The sequence below is a fragment of the Ruegeria sp. CDSB022 genome (genome assembly GCF_059611145.1).
On record NZ_JBXWOZ010000003.1, the window covers coordinates 297935 to 315236 of the forward strand.

General features: G+C 56.8%; 15 protein-coding genes. 8 read left to right on the top strand and 7 right to left on the bottom strand.

Features of this window, described 5'->3' with window-relative positions; translation table 11 throughout:
* Entirely contained in the window at positions 1 to 984 is a 984-nt protein-coding gene (locus AC2FIZ_RS09140) for a type II secretion system F family protein (RefSeq protein ID WP_142635745.1), read from the top strand.
* 13 nt (positions 985 to 997) lie between these two features.
* Here the strand turns inward: AC2FIZ_RS09140 and AC2FIZ_RS09145 are convergent, their stop codons facing one another.
* Together AC2FIZ_RS09145 and AC2FIZ_RS09150 are read right to left on the bottom strand one after the other, a co-directional pair.
* Positions 998 to 1489 (bottom strand): A24 family peptidase, encoded by a 492-nt coding sequence (locus AC2FIZ_RS09145; protein ID WP_496700767.1) that lies wholly within the window; start codon positions 1487 to 1489, stop codon positions 998 to 1000.
* Positions 1489 to 2334, bottom strand: a complete 846-nt coding sequence (locus tag AC2FIZ_RS09150; RefSeq protein WP_246097200.1) for a helix-turn-helix transcriptional regulator — start codon at positions 2332 to 2334, stop codon at positions 1489 to 1491. The genes AC2FIZ_RS09145 and AC2FIZ_RS09150 overlap by 1 nt, the downstream gene beginning before the upstream one ends.
* A gap of 781 nt (positions 2335 to 3115) precedes the next feature.
* Here AC2FIZ_RS09150 and AC2FIZ_RS09155 point away from each other — a divergent pair.
* From AC2FIZ_RS09155 to AC2FIZ_RS09175, 5 genes are all read left to right on the top strand, one after another.
* The gene (locus AC2FIZ_RS09155; protein WP_142635750.1) at positions 3116 to 4462 is read left to right on the top strand and encodes a substrate-binding protein; all 1347 of its coding nucleotides are present in this window, start codon (positions 3116 to 3118) and stop codon (positions 4460 to 4462) included.
* A 96-nt stretch (positions 4463 to 4558) separates the two neighbouring features.
* Positions 4559 to 5590, top strand: a complete 1032-nt coding sequence (locus AC2FIZ_RS09160) for a branched-chain amino acid ABC transporter permease (RefSeq protein WP_142635752.1) — start codon at positions 4559 to 4561, stop codon at positions 5588 to 5590.
* Between the two features lie 3 nt (positions 5591 to 5593).
* Positions 5594 to 6799 (top strand): branched-chain amino acid ABC transporter permease, encoded by a 1206-nt coding sequence (locus tag AC2FIZ_RS09165; RefSeq protein WP_142635754.1) that lies wholly within the window; start codon positions 5594 to 5596, stop codon positions 6797 to 6799.
* A 9-nt stretch (positions 6800 to 6808) separates the two neighbouring features.
* On the top strand, positions 6809 to 7564 hold the full coding sequence (locus AC2FIZ_RS09170) for an ABC transporter ATP-binding protein (RefSeq protein ID WP_142635756.1): 756 nt from the start codon (positions 6809 to 6811) through the stop codon (positions 7562 to 7564).
* Between the two features lie 9 nt (positions 7565 to 7573).
* Entirely contained in the window at positions 7574 to 8329 is a 756-nt protein-coding gene (locus tag AC2FIZ_RS09175; protein ID WP_142635758.1) for an ABC transporter ATP-binding protein, read from the top strand.
* 323 nt (positions 8330 to 8652) lie between these two features.
* Here AC2FIZ_RS09175 and gph read toward each other — a convergent pair whose 3' ends face one another.
* Positions 8653 to 9318: a phosphoglycolate phosphatase gene (gene gph, locus AC2FIZ_RS09180; protein ID WP_281972468.1), complete on the bottom strand. Its 666-nt coding sequence runs from the start codon at positions 9316 to 9318 to the stop codon at positions 8653 to 8655.
* A 220-nt stretch (positions 9319 to 9538) separates the two neighbouring features.
* On the opposite strand from gph, the gene hemP reads away from it, so the two are divergent.
* A complete protein-coding gene (gene hemP, locus AC2FIZ_RS09185) occupies positions 9539 to 9706 on the top strand; it encodes a hemin uptake protein HemP (protein WP_142635762.1) in 168 nt (55 codons plus the stop codon).
* Positions 9703 to 10179 carry a hypothetical protein gene (locus tag AC2FIZ_RS09190; protein ID WP_496790926.1) on the top strand — a complete coding sequence of 159 codons (477 nt, stop codon included), beginning with the start codon at positions 9703 to 9705 and terminating at the stop codon, positions 10177 to 10179. Before hemP ends, AC2FIZ_RS09190 begins: the two co-directional genes overlap by 4 nt.
* 52 nt (positions 10180 to 10231) lie before the next feature.
* Here the strand turns inward: AC2FIZ_RS09190 and AC2FIZ_RS09195 are convergent, their stop codons facing one another.
* The 4 genes from AC2FIZ_RS09195 to AC2FIZ_RS09210 all read right to left on the bottom strand — a co-directional run bounded on the left by AC2FIZ_RS09195 (position 10232) and on the right by AC2FIZ_RS09210 (position 17242).
* Positions 10232 to 13297, bottom strand: a complete 3066-nt coding sequence (locus tag AC2FIZ_RS09195) for an aminotransferase class III-fold pyridoxal phosphate-dependent enzyme (RefSeq protein ID WP_496790928.1) — start codon at positions 13295 to 13297, stop codon at positions 10232 to 10234.
* A gap of 108 nt (positions 13298 to 13405) precedes the next feature.
* A complete protein-coding gene (locus AC2FIZ_RS09200) occupies positions 13406 to 14278 on the bottom strand; it encodes an NAD(P)-dependent oxidoreductase (protein WP_281972465.1) in 873 nt (290 codons plus the stop codon).
* Positions 14279 to 14375: 97 nt separating this feature from the next.
* Positions 14376 to 14765, bottom strand: a complete 390-nt coding sequence (cueR, locus tag AC2FIZ_RS09205; RefSeq protein WP_142635768.1) for a Cu(I)-responsive transcriptional regulator — start codon at positions 14763 to 14765, stop codon at positions 14376 to 14378.
* Positions 14762 to 17242 carry a heavy metal translocating P-type ATPase gene (locus AC2FIZ_RS09210; protein WP_496790929.1) on the bottom strand — a complete coding sequence of 827 codons (2481 nt, stop codon included), beginning with the start codon at positions 17240 to 17242 and terminating at the stop codon, positions 14762 to 14764. Before AC2FIZ_RS09210 ends, cueR begins: the two co-directional genes overlap by 4 nt.
* Positions 17243 to 17302: the final 60 nt, after the last annotated feature.

A 17302-nucleotide genomic window follows, 5' to 3' on the forward strand; every position in this document is an offset into this window, starting at 1 on the left:
ATGGAGTATTTGAGTTCGATTTTTGATAGCGAATTATCAACGCAGATCCTGGTTCTGGGTTGTGTGCTGATAGGTGCGGTCGTAGCGTTTCTTGGTATCTCGTCCTCGCTTAGCGAACGGTCCACAGCCGCAGAGCGCATGGTGTCAAGCCGACCACGTCAGGCTTTGTCACGGGCAGTTCCTGAAAAAGTCGAGGGCGAAGCGCCGACAGGGTTGAGTGCGGCCCTGATACCCAGCGATGCCAGTGTACGTTTCGAAGTTGGGCAAGTGTTGGCGCGTTCCGGATTTCGTAGCAAAAACGCAATCGTGAATTTCTATCTTATCCGTTTGGGGCTGGCGACGTTCCTGCCGCTGGCCTTCCTCTTCCTGATGTCCTGGCAACCCGCAAACAACTTGGGTGCGCGGATCGCGGAATATACGTCCAGCCTGAACGCGTTCGAGATTATCCGGAATGTCGGCGTACTGTGCGGAATCGGGTATCTCATACCGCAGTTATGGATGGGCGCCCGGATCAAAGAGCGCAAGCGCCTGATGGAAAATGCGTTTCCGAACATGCTGGATCTGCTTCAGATCGGTATTGAGGCTGGCCTCGGTTTTGATCAGGCCCTGCTGAAAGTGGCGGTCGAAATGCAGCTTGTCGCGCCGGAAATGTCCGAAGAGATGCTGATTGCGCTTTCCGAGATTCAGGCAGGGCGTGACCGAGATACCGCGCTGATGCGTATGGCGCGTCGAACAGGTATAGAGGAAATGAGCTCATTCGTAAGCGTTGTGCTGCAATCGACCCGGTTTGGTGTTCCCCTGGCTGCGGCTTTGAACACTTATGCCGAAGAAATGCGTGAACTGCGCGAGGTGCGGGCACAGGAAAAGGCCAACAAGTTGCCTGTCCAAATGTCGGCGGTTATGGCCAGTTTTATGCTGCCTGCAATCGCTGGGCTGATCCTGGCCCCGATCGTGATCCGTTATATGGATGCGTTTGGCCCCTAAAACGCTGACATGGTCAGAACCAAAGCGCAGTAGCCGACCAGATTGCAAGGATCACCCCGGATGATCCGATAGCGATTCCAAGAGGAAATTCGCGCGACTGGGCGGTCGACTTGATATGCGGGGAAGTTTGTCGGGCGAAGCGCCGAAACAGCGACATTCCGATCAGCCCCGCTGCCATGCAGCCTGCCAGTATTAGCAGATAGGTCGATACGACCGGGACCGGAATTGCGGCAAATACGATTGGCAATATCTTGGCGTCGCCACCGCCCAGCCAACCCGCTGCAAACAGACCGAAACAAATCGCAAAACACGCTGCGGCCACAAGAAGGCGCAGCAGCAGTTGGTTCCAATCCGGAAACGGCGCGGTCACAAGCACGACTGCACCGCCCAGCAGGCAGTACAGGTTAGGGATGCGCATTTGGGTGAAATCCGTCCAGGCGATCATTACGAACAGCGGTGTGAATACCCACAATGTCAGCCAGGACTGCCAGTCCAGTTCTGGCATCAGGCACGTGCCTGGCCAGGTTTCCCAAAAAGGGCCTCGCGCTCTTCTACCGATACCAAGCGCCGGGCCAGCATGTGGAAGGTGTCCAGCGCCGTTTTTGAATAGATATGCTTGAGATGCGTGCGAACTGTCGCTGGTCCGATCTCAAGTTCGGCACCAATGGACTGAGGCGACAACCCGCGTGAAACAAGAACGCAAACACGCCATTCGGCACGGGTCAGGCCCGTTGGGTTCTCGGTGCTGAGAATAGGTGCTTCACTGTATGATTTTCTGAGTGCGGTGACTGATTGCCGAGACAATGATTCAGTGATCAGTCCGGCTCGGCGGGCCTGATAGGTCTCGGATAGTTGCGGAGCCACCTGTTCAATAGCTTCGCGGTAACCGGGTTCGGAACTCTGCCCGAAATGAAGTTCCAGAAAGTCGATTTCGCCGCCGTTATGGTCCAGGCATATGAACAGAATGTCATCCAGCTTGCGGTGCGACATCCAATCTAACAAAACTGCGGAGATATCACTGGGGTCTGCCCCGTCATCTCGCAGACTAAACACCGAGGCGCGTTTTGGTTTGTTCCGAAACGGGCCGAGGGCGTCGTTGGCGAAAGAATGAAACAACGGTCTTTGGAATTTTGGATCCCGTGTGTCAGCCCGTGCGGCAACACGATGGGCCCCTTTGTTCAGCCACACACGGCTGATGACAGCACAATCGGCGCCAAATGCTTTGACGATACCTTCAAGCGCGGCATCAAGAACGACGCCTGCCTGGCTCCAATGAATGAAATTAATGATGGCTCTGGCATGAAGCGCGTTTGGCAACCATGCAGCGCTCTGAGCATTCCCCCGGACCATAGATAACAACCTGTACTCGAACAAACATAAACGCGCATTTGCAATATAAGAGTGCGCAACCTCCTACCGATTCTTTACATTCCTATAGTTCTATATAATCGTCTAAAACTCATCTAAAAAATCATTAACCTAATTATGTACGATCAATTCGTCGCGTTTCAGTAAACAAACTGCACAAAATCCGCGGACTATTTCTTTGACCTATTCGCGGAATGCGGGGTGAAGCGTAGTGGTTTATGCCTTTTTTGTAAGGTTATTGCGCTTGTTTGGTCGTCGGTTGGTCGGGCGGTTGCCTGTATTCACCGATGCAGCCGTGGAGGGATTAACCGTTTTTCAATTTGTCACAATTCTTGATTTGCACGATGCTTCGGGTTTGAGAACCCAGGTTCAAACGGCTTGATCTCCAGGGGAAGTCAGCTCGTCCCGGTGACCATCTGAGCTGTATCATGCGGCCCGGGCTCTCCTTTAGATTTAGCAACAACTTCTTGTAGATTTAGTAACAACTTCTTGCTTGCCGAGCAAAGCGGCACTGCCTGCATGGCGATCACCCGCATGTTTTCAAATAATACCTTTTAATTTCAATTCTTAAGAAGCATAAGATGTTTAAGAATTTACAAAAATCCGCACCTAGGTGTTCATTTGTTTACATAACATAGCTGCTTTTTGAATAGGTTATTGAGAAATTTTCAGAACCCCCGCCATACTCGCGGTGCGTAAACCTGCGCAATCGTTTGCTGGAAGAGGAGCCAACAGACGTAAAACAGGGAACTGGGAGGAATGAATGACTAATAAATCTGTCACACGCCGCGGCGTGCTGAAGTCTGGTGCTGTTGCCGGTACCGGTCTGGCCCTACCTACGATTTTTACTGCATCGTCGGCTGCTGCATATACTAACGAACCTTCTGGGTCGTCTGTCACATTGGGTTTCAATGTTCCGCAGACCGGGCCTTATGCAGAAGAGGGTAATGATGAACTGCTGGCACAGCAGCTTGCAGTCGAGCATCTGAACGGTGAGGGCGATGGCGGTTGCCTGAACACCTTTACGTCCAAGGCCCTGAAAGGGAACGGGATTCTTGGTAAAAAGGTCGGGTTCGTAACCGGCGACACCCAGACCAAATCGGACGCTGCACGCGCATCGGCCAAGTCGATGATCGAAAAAGACGGTGCGATCATGATCAACGGCGGCTCGTCCTCGGGCGTGGCTGTCGCAGTTCAGGGTCTGTGTCAGGAAGCGGGCGTGATCTTCATGGCTGGCCTGACCCATGCCAACGACACGACCGGTAAGGACAAGAAGGCGAACGGTTTCCGCCATTTTTTCAATGCTTATATGTCGGGCGCTGCTCTGGCGCCGGTTCTTGCTGCCGAAATGGGCAGTGAACGCCGGGCCTATCATCTGACCGCTGACTACAACTGGGGCTGGACTCAGGAAGAGTCGATTGTGGCCTCGACCGAAGCCCTGGGATGGGAAACGGTCAACACGGTCAAAACACCGCTCGCGTCGACGGACTTCTCGTCCTATATCGCGCCGGTTCTGAACTCGGGCGCGGATGTGCTGGTTCTGAACCACTATGGCGGTAACATGGTGAACTCGCTGACCAATGCGATTCAGTTCGGCCTGCTCGACAAGGTGGCCAACGGCAAAGACTTTAAGATTGTCGTGCCGCTGTATTCCGAACTGATGGCTGCCGGTGCTGGCGAGAACATCAAGGGCGTGCTGGGTTCGATGAACTGGAACTGGCAGCTGCAAGACGAAGGCACCAAGGCCTTTGTGAAATCCTTTGGTGAGAAATACGGCAAGCCGCCGTCCAATTCGGCTCAGACCTGCTATGCACAGGTTCTGCTCTATGCAGATGCGTGCGAACGAGCGGGTACCTTCAACCCCTGTGGTGTCGCCGAAGCGCTGGAAGATTTCGAGTTCGACGGTCTGGGCAACGGGCCGACCTGGTATCGAGGCGCGGATCATCAGTGCTTTAAGGATGTGCTGGTGGTGCGGGGCAACGAGAACCCGACCAACGCCTATGACACGCTGGAGATCGTCGAGATCACCCCACGCGCGCAGGTCGAATACGATCCCGAGCACCCGATGTTTGCCGGTGGCGAACTGGGTAAATGCAATCCGGGCGCGTAACACAAGCGCGAGAATTTTCGACGAAAATTCTCTGACCTAGAAAACGGGCTCTCCCGGCTATGGGGGAGTCCACTGGACAGGCCAAAGGTGGGGACTATGGACGCCATTCTTCTGCAAATTCTGAACGGGTTGGACAAGGGGTCGGCTTATGCGCTGATCGCGCTTGGCCTGACGCTGATTTTCGGAACGCTTGGAGTTGTGAACTTTGCCCATGGGGCGCTGTTCATGATTGGCGCGTTCTGCGCCGTGTCTTTGCAAAAACTCTTTAACTTGAGCTACGTGACCCTTGATGAAAGTCAGAAAGATTTTCTGGGCAACCCGCTGAAGGTTGAAACCCCGTATATAGAGGCCTGGTTCGGCCCCGAGATTGGCGCGTCAATCATAGATTGGTCCGTTCCTCTGGCTGTCCTGTTCGCGATCCCGATCATGTTGTTTGTCGGCTATGTGATGGAGCGCGGGCTGATCAAACATTTTTACAAGCGCCCTCATGCGGATCAGATCCTTGTGACTTTTGGCCTGGCGATCGTGCTGCAGGAGATCATCAAATATTTCTTCGGTGCCAATCCGATCCAGACCCCGCCCCCCGATATGCTGAGTGGGTCTGTTGATCTTGGCATCATGGTTGGATTCGATCCCAACGCCATCATCTATCCGATCTGGCGGCTGGTCTATTTCGGGTTTGCCGTTGGCATTATCGGAGCGGTGTTCTCGTTCCTGCAATTCACAACCTTTGGCATGGTCGTGCGGGCTGGCATGGCAGATCGTGAAACGGTGGGCCTGCTGGGGATAAATATCGACAGGCGGTTTACCATCATGTTCGGGATTGCGGCCGCGGTCGCGGGTCTTGCCGGGGTGATGTACGGGCCGCTCAACCCCCCGAATTATCACATGGGCATGGACTTTCTGGTTCTCAGCTTTGTGGTTGTGGTTGTGGGGGGGATGGGCTCATTGCCGGGCGCGGTTTTGGCCGGGTTCCTGCTTGGCGTGCTCGAAAGCTTTGCGTCGACCACCTGGGCCACGACCACGATCCCCGGCATCAACCAGATCATCATCTACCTTGTCGCCATCATCGTGCTTTTGACCCGTCCACGCGGGTTGATGGGGCGCAAAGGCGTGATGGAGGAATAAGCCATGTTGGGACTGAACAAGAGAGATACCAGCCTGCTGATCATCGTCGCCATACTGACCCTGTTGGCGCCCTTTATCCTGAACCCGTTCCCCGAAGGCAGCGCCATGGCGCAGTTCAACGCGGGCTATCCCGATTTGATGCAGCGGTTCGTGATCTTTGGGATCTTTGCGATCGGCTTCAACATTCTGTTTGGATTGACCGGATACCTGTCCTTTGGCCATGCGGCCTTTCTTGGGGTGGGGTCGTATTCCGCAGTGTGGATGTTCAAACTGCTCAGCTATAACGTCGTTCCGGCCATCGCGCTCAGCGTTCTTGTCGCCGGGGTGTTTTCGCTGCTGATCGGATTTGTCAGCCTGCGTCGGTCGGGCATCTATTTCTCGATCCTGACGCTGGCTTTTGCACAGATGAGCTTTGCACTGGCCTATTCGGTGCTTTCGAACCCAAAATTCAACCTGACAAATGGTGAGACCGGCTTGCAGGTCTATGCGGACGATCCGCAGATCCTGCAATCGGCCAGCGCGCCGAACCTACCGCATCTGTTCGGCATTCCCATGCGCGCGACCTATACGTTGGATGTGGGTGCCTGGAGCTTTGACTTTAACGCGGGCTATTACCTGTGTGCGGTGATCATGATGGCGGTGTTCTATCTCTCTATCCGGATCTTCCGCTCGCCCTTTGGCATGATGCTGCGGGCGGTGAAATCCAACCAGCAGCGGATGAATTATACCGGTCTAAATTCGAAACCCTACACACTGGCAGCCTTTGTGATTTCGGGCATGTATGCCGGTCTGGCGGGGGGGCTGATGGCTGCAATGGACCCGCTGGCCGGGGCCGAACGGATGCAGTGGACTGCCTCGGGCGAGGTGGTGCTGATGACAATTCTGGGCGGTACAGGGACCCTGATCGGGCCGGTACTGGGAGCAGGCTTTATCAAGTATTTCGAAAACATCTTCTCGAAGATCAACGACAATGTTCTGCACAGCTGGTTCGCTTTCCTGCCCGATGGGCTTGAGGACGCGGTTGTGTTCCTGATCCATCCGTTCATCGGCAAGGGTTGGCATCTGACGCTGGGTATCCTGTTCATGCTGGTGGTGATCTATCTGCCGGGTGGGCTGGTTGAAGGTGGTCAGCGGCTGATGGGCTGGTTCAAGCGTAAGAAACCGGGCGCCGATGATGCCCCGAAGGGCAAAACCGAGCCAGCGGAATAAGGGGGCACCATGGCAATTCTACGAGTCAAAGACGTCAGCAAACGCTTCGGTGGCCTCAAGGCGCTGTCGGATGTGAACCTCAACGTCGAAGAAAACTCGGTCCACGCGATCATCGGCCCGAACGGTGCGGGCAAGTCAACCTTGCTGAACTGTTTGGTGGGAAAGCTGATGCCGGATACCGGTTCTGTTTTGTTCGACAACAATTCTGTTCTGGGGTTGGAACCCTATCAGATCAACCAGATGGGTATCAGCCGTGTGTTCCAGACGCCCGAGATTTTCGGCGATTTGACTGTGATGGAGAACATGTTGATCCCGATCTTTGCGATGCGGGACGGTGCTTTTCGGATGCACGCCTATGAAACCATCTCCAGTGAAAAGGCGATTGTCGAGCAGGCCGAGGCGATGCTGTTAGAGATGAACATGGCTGACAAACGCGAGATGCACGCGGCATCGCTGTCACGCGGGGACAAGCGACGGCTTGAGATCGGCATGTGCCTCAGCCAGAACCCGCGCCTGCTTTTGCTGGACGAACCCACTGCAGGGATGGCCCGGGCAGATACCAACAACACGATCGACCTGCTCAAACAGATCAAGGACGAGCGTGACATTACCATCGCCATCATTGAACATGACATGCATGTGGTGTTCAGCCTGGCCGAGCGCATCACCGTTCTGGCGCAAGGAACACCTCTGGTCGAAGATACGCCAGAAAACATCCGCGGGCATCCCAAGGTTCGCGAAGCTTATCTGGGTGAGGCCGCGTAAGGAAAAGCAATGAACGAGAAACCTGACTTTTCGAAAAACGCCAATATGGCCAGCACCGCCCCTGCGTTTTTGTCCGTATGGGACATGCATTCATACTATGGCGAAAGCTATATCGTGCAGGGCGTCAGCTTTAACGTGCACGAAGGTGAAATTCTGGCCCTGCTGGGCCGGAATGGTGCTGGCAAGACCTCGACGCTCAGATCCATCGCGCGGGTCAGTGACCCCGAGGTGCGTCATGGTGAAATCTGGCTGGATCACAAGCCGCTGCACAAAATGACCAGCTATGAGGCCGCCGCCGCAGGCCTTGGCCTTGTGCCAGAGGATCGCCGTATCATCCCCGGTCTGACGGTCGAAGAGAACCTGCAACTCGCCCAGATCGCTCCACCTGTCGGCTGGTCGCTGGAACGGCTTTATGAGCTGTTCCCAAGGCTGGGTGAGCGCCGCAAGCAAGAAGGAATTACCCTGTCTGGCGGAGAGCAGCAGATGCTGTCGATTGCGCGGGCTTTGGCACGGGACATCAAGGTGTTGCTTCTGGATGAACCCTATGAGGGACTTGCCCCGGTGATTGTGGATGAGATCGAAAAGACTCTGCTTCACGTCAAACAGCAGGGTATGACCACGATCATTGTCGAGCAGAACGCGGTGCGCGCCCTGGAATTGGCGGACCGTGCGATCATTCTGGATACGGGCAGCATCGTGTTTGATGGAGCCGCCAGCGAGGTGTTAGAGAATCCACAGCTGCGCGAGGAATATCTGGCAATCTGAACATGCGGATTCAGCAATTGTTCTGAACCGTCGGGCGGGGTGTTCATCCCCGCCCTTTTTCGTTGTTCAATTTTCGATTGGCGGTGTCCTGGGGCCGGGTCACCAACGGAAAATGACAATATTCAACGAATTTCTAGAATTTACGGATAATTTATTATGTAATTTCAACACCCTATCTAGGGCTACGGGAAACCCCCTATATCTTTGATTGGAGCGATTCGTTAACTTCAAATCATCCAAGGAGTTTCCAAGGACCTACCACTTTTCCCCTTGAGGGGCTGGCTACTTACCCCCTCGGCCGGCCCCTCACTAGTTGGGGGACATCAACCCAATTCCCCCAAAAGCTCACTTACAAGCGCAGGCACTTCGTGCCAGTCGGCGAAGTTACGGGTATGATACAGTTCAGAAACCGGGCTTTTCCGATAACCTTCCGTGAATAGCAAAAAGGGCACCTGGGCCCGTTCAGCGGTTTCTGCGTCGACCTCACTGTCACCCACGAACAGGCGCGGACCTATAGCGGCCACTGCGTTAAAACTTGCCTCAAGATGGGCTGGGTCTGGTTTGCGCGTGGCCAGGCTGTCACCACCCAGGGTGGCATCGAAATGATGGGTCAGGCCCATCGACTTCAGAACATGGTCAGCCGGTGCTTTGGGTTTGTTTGTACAAACACCCAGAACACATCCCATCTGGCGCAGCTGTTCAAGCGCTTCGGCCACGCCGGGGTAGACGACGGTTTTGTCGCTGGAGGCTGCGTTGTAGTGGGTCAGCGTCAGTTCCGATAGCTCGGCATGGCGATCCATAGGCAGGTCGCAATGAAACATCATACGTTCTACCAATTTCGGGAGGCCATTGCCGACGAATTGTTTGATCGTGTCCTGGGGCAGGGGCGAGACACCAGTGTCCCGCAGCATTGCATTCGCAGCGGCGGTGATGTCCGGAAGGCTGTCGACCAGTGTTCCGTCCAAATCGAACATAATTGTAGCGCTCATTAAAATCCTTGCCTCTGAAGCTGCACCGCAAGTCCTAACTGGTGTGTTCAGGCAGTGCAATTCAACCCGGTTGCGAGAGTGGGATATTGAGGCTTGACATACCTGACTAAAATAATCAGATTATATTTCAAGCCGTCAGCAACCCCGGAATCGGGCCAGCCAGATACCCGAAAAGTAGACCGATAAGGCGCATTGCCTGAAACCCTCCGGAGTGATCCTGATGAATGTTCAGAACCCGAATCCCAGCCAGTCTTTTGCCGTATCAATGCTGCCTGCACATAAGGCTGAAGATCTGACCAAAGGGGGCAATCTGGCCCATATCGAGCTGGGCGATCAGCTGTACACCCTGCGCATCACGCGCGCGGGCAAACTGATCTTGACCAAATGAGCGCGCCTGCAGCCCGGGGTGGCGCGACCGTTGGCCGTCTGTCCGACCTAAGCCCTGTCGAGGCCGGTGCGGTCATGTATCTGCGCCTCTGGGGGGACGGAATGCAAACGCGTATGGATGCGGCGCAGGACTTTCAGATCGCCCTGGGTACGGATCAGGGCCGGGCAGCGATGTTGACGCTGGACCGGCTGTGCTCGCTTTGTGCCCATCACGGGCGGCGCCCGCTGATCCGGAATGGGTTGGGCTGTGCCTGCCTTGGCGCGGATGAAAACTGTTTCGCCCAGATGATTGCGGCGGCATCAGAAGGCGCGCGCGAAGACGCTATGATGATGGCGTCCCTGATCGTCCGTCCCGATTTTGCCCCCGCATTGGCCGCTTTGTCCGAGGAATTAGGGCTGGCTTTGCGACACATGACGGTCTCGATCCCGATGCCAACCTCTAGACATCAGAACCCCACTGCCACGCTGCACTAAGCAGCAGGGCAGGTGCAGAACCCCGGCGAATGCGCGCCGGGGTTCCGTGCCCTCAGCAGCAGCCGCACCCTGCGTGGTGATGGTCATGATCGCATGAGGGTGGCGGGCTGTAATCACCAACTTCTGCCAGCACATCCCGTAATGCCCACAGGATCATGTCCACATCTTCCGCTTCGATCGTCAGCGGCGGGCGAATTTTCAGGATGCTGTCCTTTGGGCCTTCGCTGCCAATAAGAATCCGGTGGTCGCGCATCCGGTTCTTGACATATTTGCAGATCTCACGGCCTTCAGAGCCATCGGGGTTGATCAGTTCGACTCCAACGAACAGGCCCATGCCGCGCACATCACCGACAGATCCGAAATCGGTCTCGATCTGACGCAGGCCTGTCATCAACCTGTCGCCCATCAGGCGGGCATTGTCCTGCAAGCCTTCATCATCGACGATATCCAGAACTTCTTTGCCGATGCGGCAGGAAAGGGTCGATCCGCCAAAGGTCGAAAAGAACTCGATCCCGTTGTCAAAGCTGCGGGCGATCTCTTTGGTAGTAACCAGAACGCCCAATGGATGACCGTTGCCAATGGGTTTGCCCATGACCACGATATCCGGCAGCGCGCCTTGATGCTCAAAGCCGAAATAATATTCGCCCAGACGCCCCAGACCTGTCTGCACCTCGTCGGCGATGCAGACACCACCAGCGGCGCGGATTTTCTCATAAACCGCGGGCAGATAGCCTTTGGGTGGTATGATCTGCCCGCCAACTGAAGGGAAGGTCTCGGCAATGAAACCGGCAACGCCCTGACCTTTGTCCTGTAGGGCTGCAATCGCTGGGTCCACTAGATCTGCAAACTTCTGGGCGCGATCGGGGTCGTCGCGCCGGAAAGACCCTCGGTAGTCATCCGCGACCTCAACCAGTTCCACCCAATCCGCCTGACCAACTCCGCCCGGTTTGTTGAACTTATAGGCCGAAATTGCCACGGCGGCGGTGGTATTGCCGTGATACCCGTGATCGGGCGTCACGATCCCTTTGGCGCCGGTATGGGCGCGGGCCAGCCGCAGGGCGAGCTCATTGGCTTCGGTGCCGGAATTCACAAAGAAGCAGACCTCGAGGTGATCGGGCAGCTTGGACAGAACCTTATCGGCAAAAGCCGTCTGGGCCGGATGCAGATACCGGGTGTTGGAATTCATCCGCTTGAGCTGATCTGCTGCGACAGCCTGAATGCGCGGGTGGGCGTGGCCCACATGGGGTACATTGTTATACGCATCCAGATAAGGGCGACCCCATTCGTCAAACAGGTGATGCTTCCAACCGCGTACCAGCATGACTGGATCGTCATAGGTCAGGGACAGGTTGCCTCCGAAGTGGTCCTGCCGTCCCTGCAGGATCGCCTGTTTATCGGTCGGCCGATAGAACACCTTGTCATCGGGAAGGTTCAGCAGAGCCGCCGGATTCGGGCAGACGGCGTGCCACAGTTCAAGCTCGTCAGGGTCGCCAACACCCGGCCAGTTGGCCCGCATCCCGTTCGTAGTAAGGGCCAGCTGGAAATGTACATGTGGGGCCCAGCCCCCGTTCTGTGTGACATCCCCAAGCCGTGCAAACGCCGCTCCCTGTGCGACTGGATCGCCCGGGTTCAGCCTGTCGCAGACCTCGGGGTCCAAATGTCCGTAGAGTGTATAGAACGGATCGCCTTGGGGTGTTTCGTGATGCAGGATCACCACCCCGCCATAGTCAAGGTGACTGTCGCGATTCTCGACCGCCTCGACCCGGCCACTGATCGGGGCATTCAGGACAGTGCCAGCAGGCGCGAACACATCCACCGCCAGATGCACGGTGCGTCGGTCCGAAGCTTTCCATGGCCCTTTGCGGAACCCCGGCTCTGCGTAAATCAGGCGGGGTTCATTGTAATATCCCAACCAGAATTCTGTGCCATATTCCTCGCCAACACGTGCCGCCTCGGCCAGGGGCATGTGGAAAGGATTTTGCGGCCACACCGAGTTTTCGACCGATAGCGAGCCAATGGGCACATCTTTTAGACCCTGCCCAAACATCTCGGCGAATTGACCGCGATGCGCGGACAGATAGGCGTGGATGCGCTCGGCCCCATCGGTGACCGGTAGACTACAGGCGACGCGCAGGCGCGCTGGCATCAATCCGCCATTGACGCTTTGGTCCTCAAGAAACCGCCAGGCCGGCGCCTGACTGATGGTGACATAAGGATCATCCGGGTTTTCAAGGGCCATCAGGGTCGAGTTCACAACCGACACAGCCAGTCGCATACGCAAGAGAGGCCAGATCAGTTCGACTTCGTCCGCGCGCAGGGGGTTTGCCGCCTGATAGCCGCGCACCAGTGCCGCCAATGCGCGTTCGGGTTGCGGATGATCCAATACGATATAGGCCCCGGCAATCGCCAGATCGCAAACGCGTGGCGCGGCACACATATCGCCAAGGTCAATCAAGCCCGACACCCCCGGGCGCTGGCCAGGCTCTGCTTCGACCAGAACGTTATAATCATTGGCGTCATTATGAATCGCCTGACTGGGCAAGCCTGCCAACTTGTCTGATATCGCATTGAATTCGGAACATATCTCGGCCAGCACTGCCTGCCGTGCGGGGCTACTAACGGTGTCCAGATGCTGTTCGATCCACCCTGCCTGCGTCAGATTCCATTTGAAATCGCCCCGGGCCAAACCCTCATGAGTGAACCGCTCTAATGCACGGTCTGTAGCACCCAGAACGCGACCCAGCTTTAGGATCAACTCTTCGGATTTGGGTGCCGATTTCGCATAGCATTGCCCAGGCAGGCATTCCAGCAACCAAACAAGGCGCGGTACCCCCTCGTGATCTTCGATCCGGGGCAGATAATCCCCCTGCAAATCGGGAAACACTGTAGGAAATGGCAGCCCCGGTGCTTCTGAGGCGATATGTTCCAAGGCTTTGACCTGGAGGTCCACAAGCTCTGCTTCGCATCCGGGGCGCATGACTTTCAGAACATAATCCTGTCCGTTGGTTGCCCGGACCAGAAAATTAAGATCGTATTCGCCGTCCAATCTGGTCAGCCGCGCGTCCAGCCCCCAGTCTTGCCGCAAAGCATTAGCCCAAAATGCGATGATGTCGTTCATTTGAAACCCTGTCCCAGTAAACCGGGGTCCTTTTCATCTGGCTAAAAATATCTTCGGGAGTGAATTGGCCCTGCGGGCCAAGAGGGGGCAGACAGCCCCCTTTTCCCGTTACCCCAATGCGCGCAACCGTTTAATAAGCGAGGAAGTATCCCACCGATTCCCGCCCATTTTCTGCACATCCTTATAGAACTGATCAACCAAAGCCGTCACCGGCAGTGATGCCCCTGTTTCATCTGCGGTATCCAAGCAAATTCCCAGATCCTTGCGCATCCAGTCCACCGCGAAACCGTGCTCGAAATGATCGTCCAACATGGTTTCATAGCGGTTCGCCATCTGCCAACTGCCTGCGGCCCCCTGACTGATCACTTCCACAACCGCCCGGCCATCCAGCCCGGCTTTTTCGGCAAAATGCAGCGCCTCGCTGAGGCCCTGAACCAGTCCGGCAATGGCGATCTGGTTGCACATCTTGGTCATCTGACCGGCGCCACTGTCCCCAATGCGGCGACAGATTTTGGAATAGACCTGCATAATGGGCTCGGCCGCGTCATAGGCAGCCTGATCCCCCCCGCACATGATCGACAGAACGCCGTTTTCAGCCCCGGCCTGACCGCCCGAAATCGGCGCGTCCACAAAGGCAATCCCTGCGGCTTTGCCCGCGCCATAAAGCTCTCGGGTTACCTTTGCCGAGACGGTCGTATGGTCGACGAAAACCGCGCCGCTTGACATTGCGCCGAAGGCACCATCGTCGCCGGTGCAGACCATGCGCAGATCATCATCATTGCCCACACAAGCCATGACAAACTCGGCTCGCTCAGCCGCCTCGCGCGGGGTAGCGGCCATTGAGCCGCCATATTGGGCGACCCAAGCCTCGGCCTTAGCGGTGGTTCGGTTGAAAACCGTGACCTCATGACCTGCAGCCTGCAGGTGGCCGGCCATTGGATATCCCATGACACCCAAACCAAGGAACGCAACTTTTGCCATTTGGTGAACCTCTCTGCTGTCCGGGTCCGGTCAGACGCCGCAAGCCGGATTGTTTGGCAGAGACAAAGCAAAGCTGAAGACAAAGGGCAACCCCGTGTCAGGGTTGTCCGCCCAAATCCTTCAGGATCGGACAATCAGGCCTGTCGTCTCCGGCGCAGGCGTCAATTAAATGACCCAACGTATCGCGCATCGCATTAAGGTCGGCGATCTTCGCTTCGATCTGGACCATATGCGCGCGGGCAACCTTCTTCACATCTGCACTTGCGCGGGTTTCATCCTCATACAAGGCCATCAGGGTCCGGCAATCTTCGATCGTAAATCCCAATGCGCGGGCCCGGCCCAAAAAGTTCAGTTTGTGCACATCCTGACTGCGGAACCGGCGATAGCCATTATCATCGCGCAGCGGTTTGATCAGTCCGATATCTTCGTAATAGCGGATCGTCTTGGCCGGGAGACCGGTTTGGTTGGAAACGTCGCCGATATTCATGACGTCACAATTTGTTGAGCCGCCGTATGTGATCCCTCGGGCAGGCTGGCGCGAACCCTGCGAAGTCGCAACGCGTTGGTGACGACAAAGACGCTGGACAAAGCCATGGCTCCAGCCGCCAGAACCGGAGAAAGAAGCGGGCCGCCAAAAGGATACAGCAGCCCGGCGGCGACGGGGATCAGCAAAACGTTATATCCAAACGCCCAGCCCAGATTCTGACGGATATTGCTCATGGTCCGGCGGCTGATTTCAACCGCATTGGCAACCGCGCGCAGATCGCCCGACATCAGCACCACATCCGCCGTTTCAATCGCCACATCCGTCCCCGTTCCGATGGCGACGCCGATATCCGCAGCCGCCAAGGCGGGGGCATCGTTGATCCCGTCACCGACAAAGGCCAGCTCTCCGAACTGGTCGCGCAGGGCGTTGATTGTGGCGAGCTTTCCGTCCGGCAGGACCTCGGCTGTGACATGATCGATGCCCAGCTTGTTTGCCAAGGCCTGCGCAGTCAGGGCGTTGTCCCCGGTGACCATCGCCAGCGTTAGGCCCATCGTGTGCAGCCTGCGCAATGCCTCGACCGTGCCGGGTTTGACCGGGTCGGAAACCGCAAGGAGTGCTGCAGCCTGACCGTTGATCGCGACGAATACGGGGGTTGCCCCTTCGGCGGCATGCTGGTCGGCCTGTCGGCTCAGCGCTGACAGATCAATTCCGTTCTGCGCCATCAATCTGGGTGAGCCGATCAGCAGATCATGCCCATCGACAGACGCGCGGGCGCCCAGCCCAGTCAGCGATTCAAAGCCGGAGATAGGGGGCAGGTCCGCCGGTCCGGCCCGCGTGATCGCCGTGGCAATCGGATGCTCGGACCGCGCCTCAACCGCAGCGGCCAGCCGCAGAACAGTATCGCGCTCAAACCCGTTCGTGGTCGTGACATTCGCCAGTTCGGGGCGCCCCAGTGTCAGAGTCCCGGTTTTGTCCAAAGCAATGATCTTGGCCTGTTGCAACTGCTGCAAAGCATCGCCTTTGCGGAACAGCACGCCCAGTTCAGCCGCGCGCCCCGTGCCCACCATGATCGACGTCGGAGTCGCCAGCCCCATGGCGCAGGGGCAGGCAATGATCAAAACCGAAACCCCTGCGACCAGCGCCATCGGCAAGGCAGGCGCAGGGCCAAAGATCAGCCAGATTGCAATGGTCAGTAGGGCAACGCCAATCACAACGGGAACAAACCACGCCGTGATCCGGTCGACTAGCCCCTGTATCGGCAACTTGGCACTCTGAGCTTGCTGAACCATCTGGATCACCTGCGCCAGCACCGTTTCGGACCCAACCCGCGTGGCGCGCACGCGCAGCGCGCCCGTGCCGTTGACCGTGCCCCCTATCACCTGATCTTCGGCCGATTTCCCTATAGGAACGGGTTCGCCGGTAATCATGCTTTCATCCACGTATGAGGTGCCGTCCAACACTTGAGCATCCACTGGGACGCGCTCTCCGGGTCGGATCTGCAGCACATCGCCAACCAGGATTTCGGATATGGGCCGATCGACCGTGCCCCCGTCCTGTTCTAGCCGGGCTGTTTTCGGTTGAAGCCCGACCAGTTTGCGAATAGCGGCCCCGGTCCGGCCTTTTGCCCGCGCCTCCATCGCGCGACCCAGCAGGATAAGGACTACGATGACCGAGGCGGCCTCGTAATACACATTTGCACTGCCTTGTGGCAGAACCTGAGGCGCAAAGGTGGCCAGGACGGAATACAGATAGGCGGCACCGGTTCCCATCGCGACCAGCGCATTCATATCAGGTGTCCCGCGCAGCAAGGCCGGGATACCCTTGGCATAGAACACCCTTCCGGGGCCGATCAGCAGAACCGACGTCAGGACAAACTGGATGATATGGCTGGTCTGAATCCCGATTGTTGCCTGAACCCAGTGATGAAAGGCTGGGATCATGTGCCCGCCCATCTCGAGTATAAACACGGGCAAAGCCAGCGCCGCAGCGATCAGGGTGGTGCGGATCAGCGCAGAGGCTTCGCCCGGTTTCTCATCGTTGCTTTCGGCCATCCTGGAAGGGTGCGCCGGATAGCCCGCTTTGGTGCTTAGCTGCGCCAGCTTCACAGGATCAGTTGCCCCGTCGGCAAAACGAATGGTCGCGGTTTCAGTGGCCAGGTTGACCCGAGCACTTATGACGGCCGGATCTGCGCAGAGTGCTCGTTCAATCCTTGCGACGCAAGAAGCACAACTCATACCGTCAATCTGCAGAACGGCTTCTGCCACTGACACCGGATAACCAGCTTTGTCCAGCGCGCCGGTCAGGTCGCTGATCGGCGCGTCATAAGTGACCTGTGCAGTCTCGGTTGGGAAGTTGACCGAAGCCTCGGTAACCCCGGGAACATTGCGCAACGCAGATTCCACGCGGCCTACGCAGGATGCGCAGTTCATTCCGGTGACCTTCAGTCTGATAGCATGTGGGGTGGCCAATCGACTCATCCTGTCCTGTTTCCAACCCTAGATGGGGGTTCCAGTCACAGGAAGGTCAAGGGCAGAGAT

Coding starts and splice junctions, on each gene's coding strand:
- gph (WP_281972468.1), bottom strand. CDS start 9,318: ATGAGCGCTACAATTATGTTCGATTTGGACGGAACACTGGTCGACAGC.
- AC2FIZ_RS09150 (WP_246097200.1), bottom strand. CDS start 2,334: ATGGTCCGGGGGAATGCTCAGAGCGCTGCATGGTTGCCAAACGCGCTT.
- AC2FIZ_RS09160 (WP_142635752.1), top strand. CDS start 4,559: ATGGACGCCATTCTTCTGCAAATTCTGAACGGGTTGGACAAGGGGTCG.
- hemP (WP_142635762.1), top strand. CDS start 9,539: ATGAATGTTCAGAACCCGAATCCCAGCCAGTCTTTTGCCGTATCAATG.
- AC2FIZ_RS09145 (WP_496700767.1), bottom strand. CDS start 1,489: ATGCCAGAACTGGACTGGCAGTCCTGGCTGACATTGTGGGTATTCACA.
- AC2FIZ_RS09210 (WP_496790929.1), bottom strand. CDS start 17,242: ATGAGTCGATTGGCCACCCCACATGCTATCAGACTGAAGGTCACCGGA.
- AC2FIZ_RS09170 (WP_142635756.1), top strand. CDS start 6,809: ATGGCAATTCTACGAGTCAAAGACGTCAGCAAACGCTTCGGTGGCCTC.
- AC2FIZ_RS09140 (WP_142635745.1), top strand. CDS start 1: ATGGAGTATTTGAGTTCGATTTTTGATAGCGAATTATCAACGCAGATC.
- AC2FIZ_RS09200 (WP_281972465.1), bottom strand. CDS start 14,278: ATGGCAAAAGTTGCGTTCCTTGGTTTGGGTGTCATGGGATATCCAATG.
- AC2FIZ_RS09190 (WP_496790926.1), top strand. CDS start 9,703: ATGAGCGCGCCTGCAGCCCGGGGTGGCGCGACCGTTGGCCGTCTGTCC.
- AC2FIZ_RS09155 (WP_142635750.1), top strand. CDS start 3,116: ATGACTAATAAATCTGTCACACGCCGCGGCGTGCTGAAGTCTGGTGCT.
- AC2FIZ_RS09175 (WP_142635758.1), top strand. CDS start 7,574: ATGAACGAGAAACCTGACTTTTCGAAAAACGCCAATATGGCCAGCACC.
- AC2FIZ_RS09195 (WP_496790928.1), bottom strand. CDS start 13,297: ATGAACGACATCATCGCATTTTGGGCTAATGCTTTGCGGCAAGACTGG.
- cueR (WP_142635768.1), bottom strand. CDS start 14,765: ATGAATATCGGCGACGTTTCCAACCAAACCGGTCTCCCGGCCAAGACG.
- AC2FIZ_RS09165 (WP_142635754.1), top strand. CDS start 5,594: ATGTTGGGACTGAACAAGAGAGATACCAGCCTGCTGATCATCGTCGCC.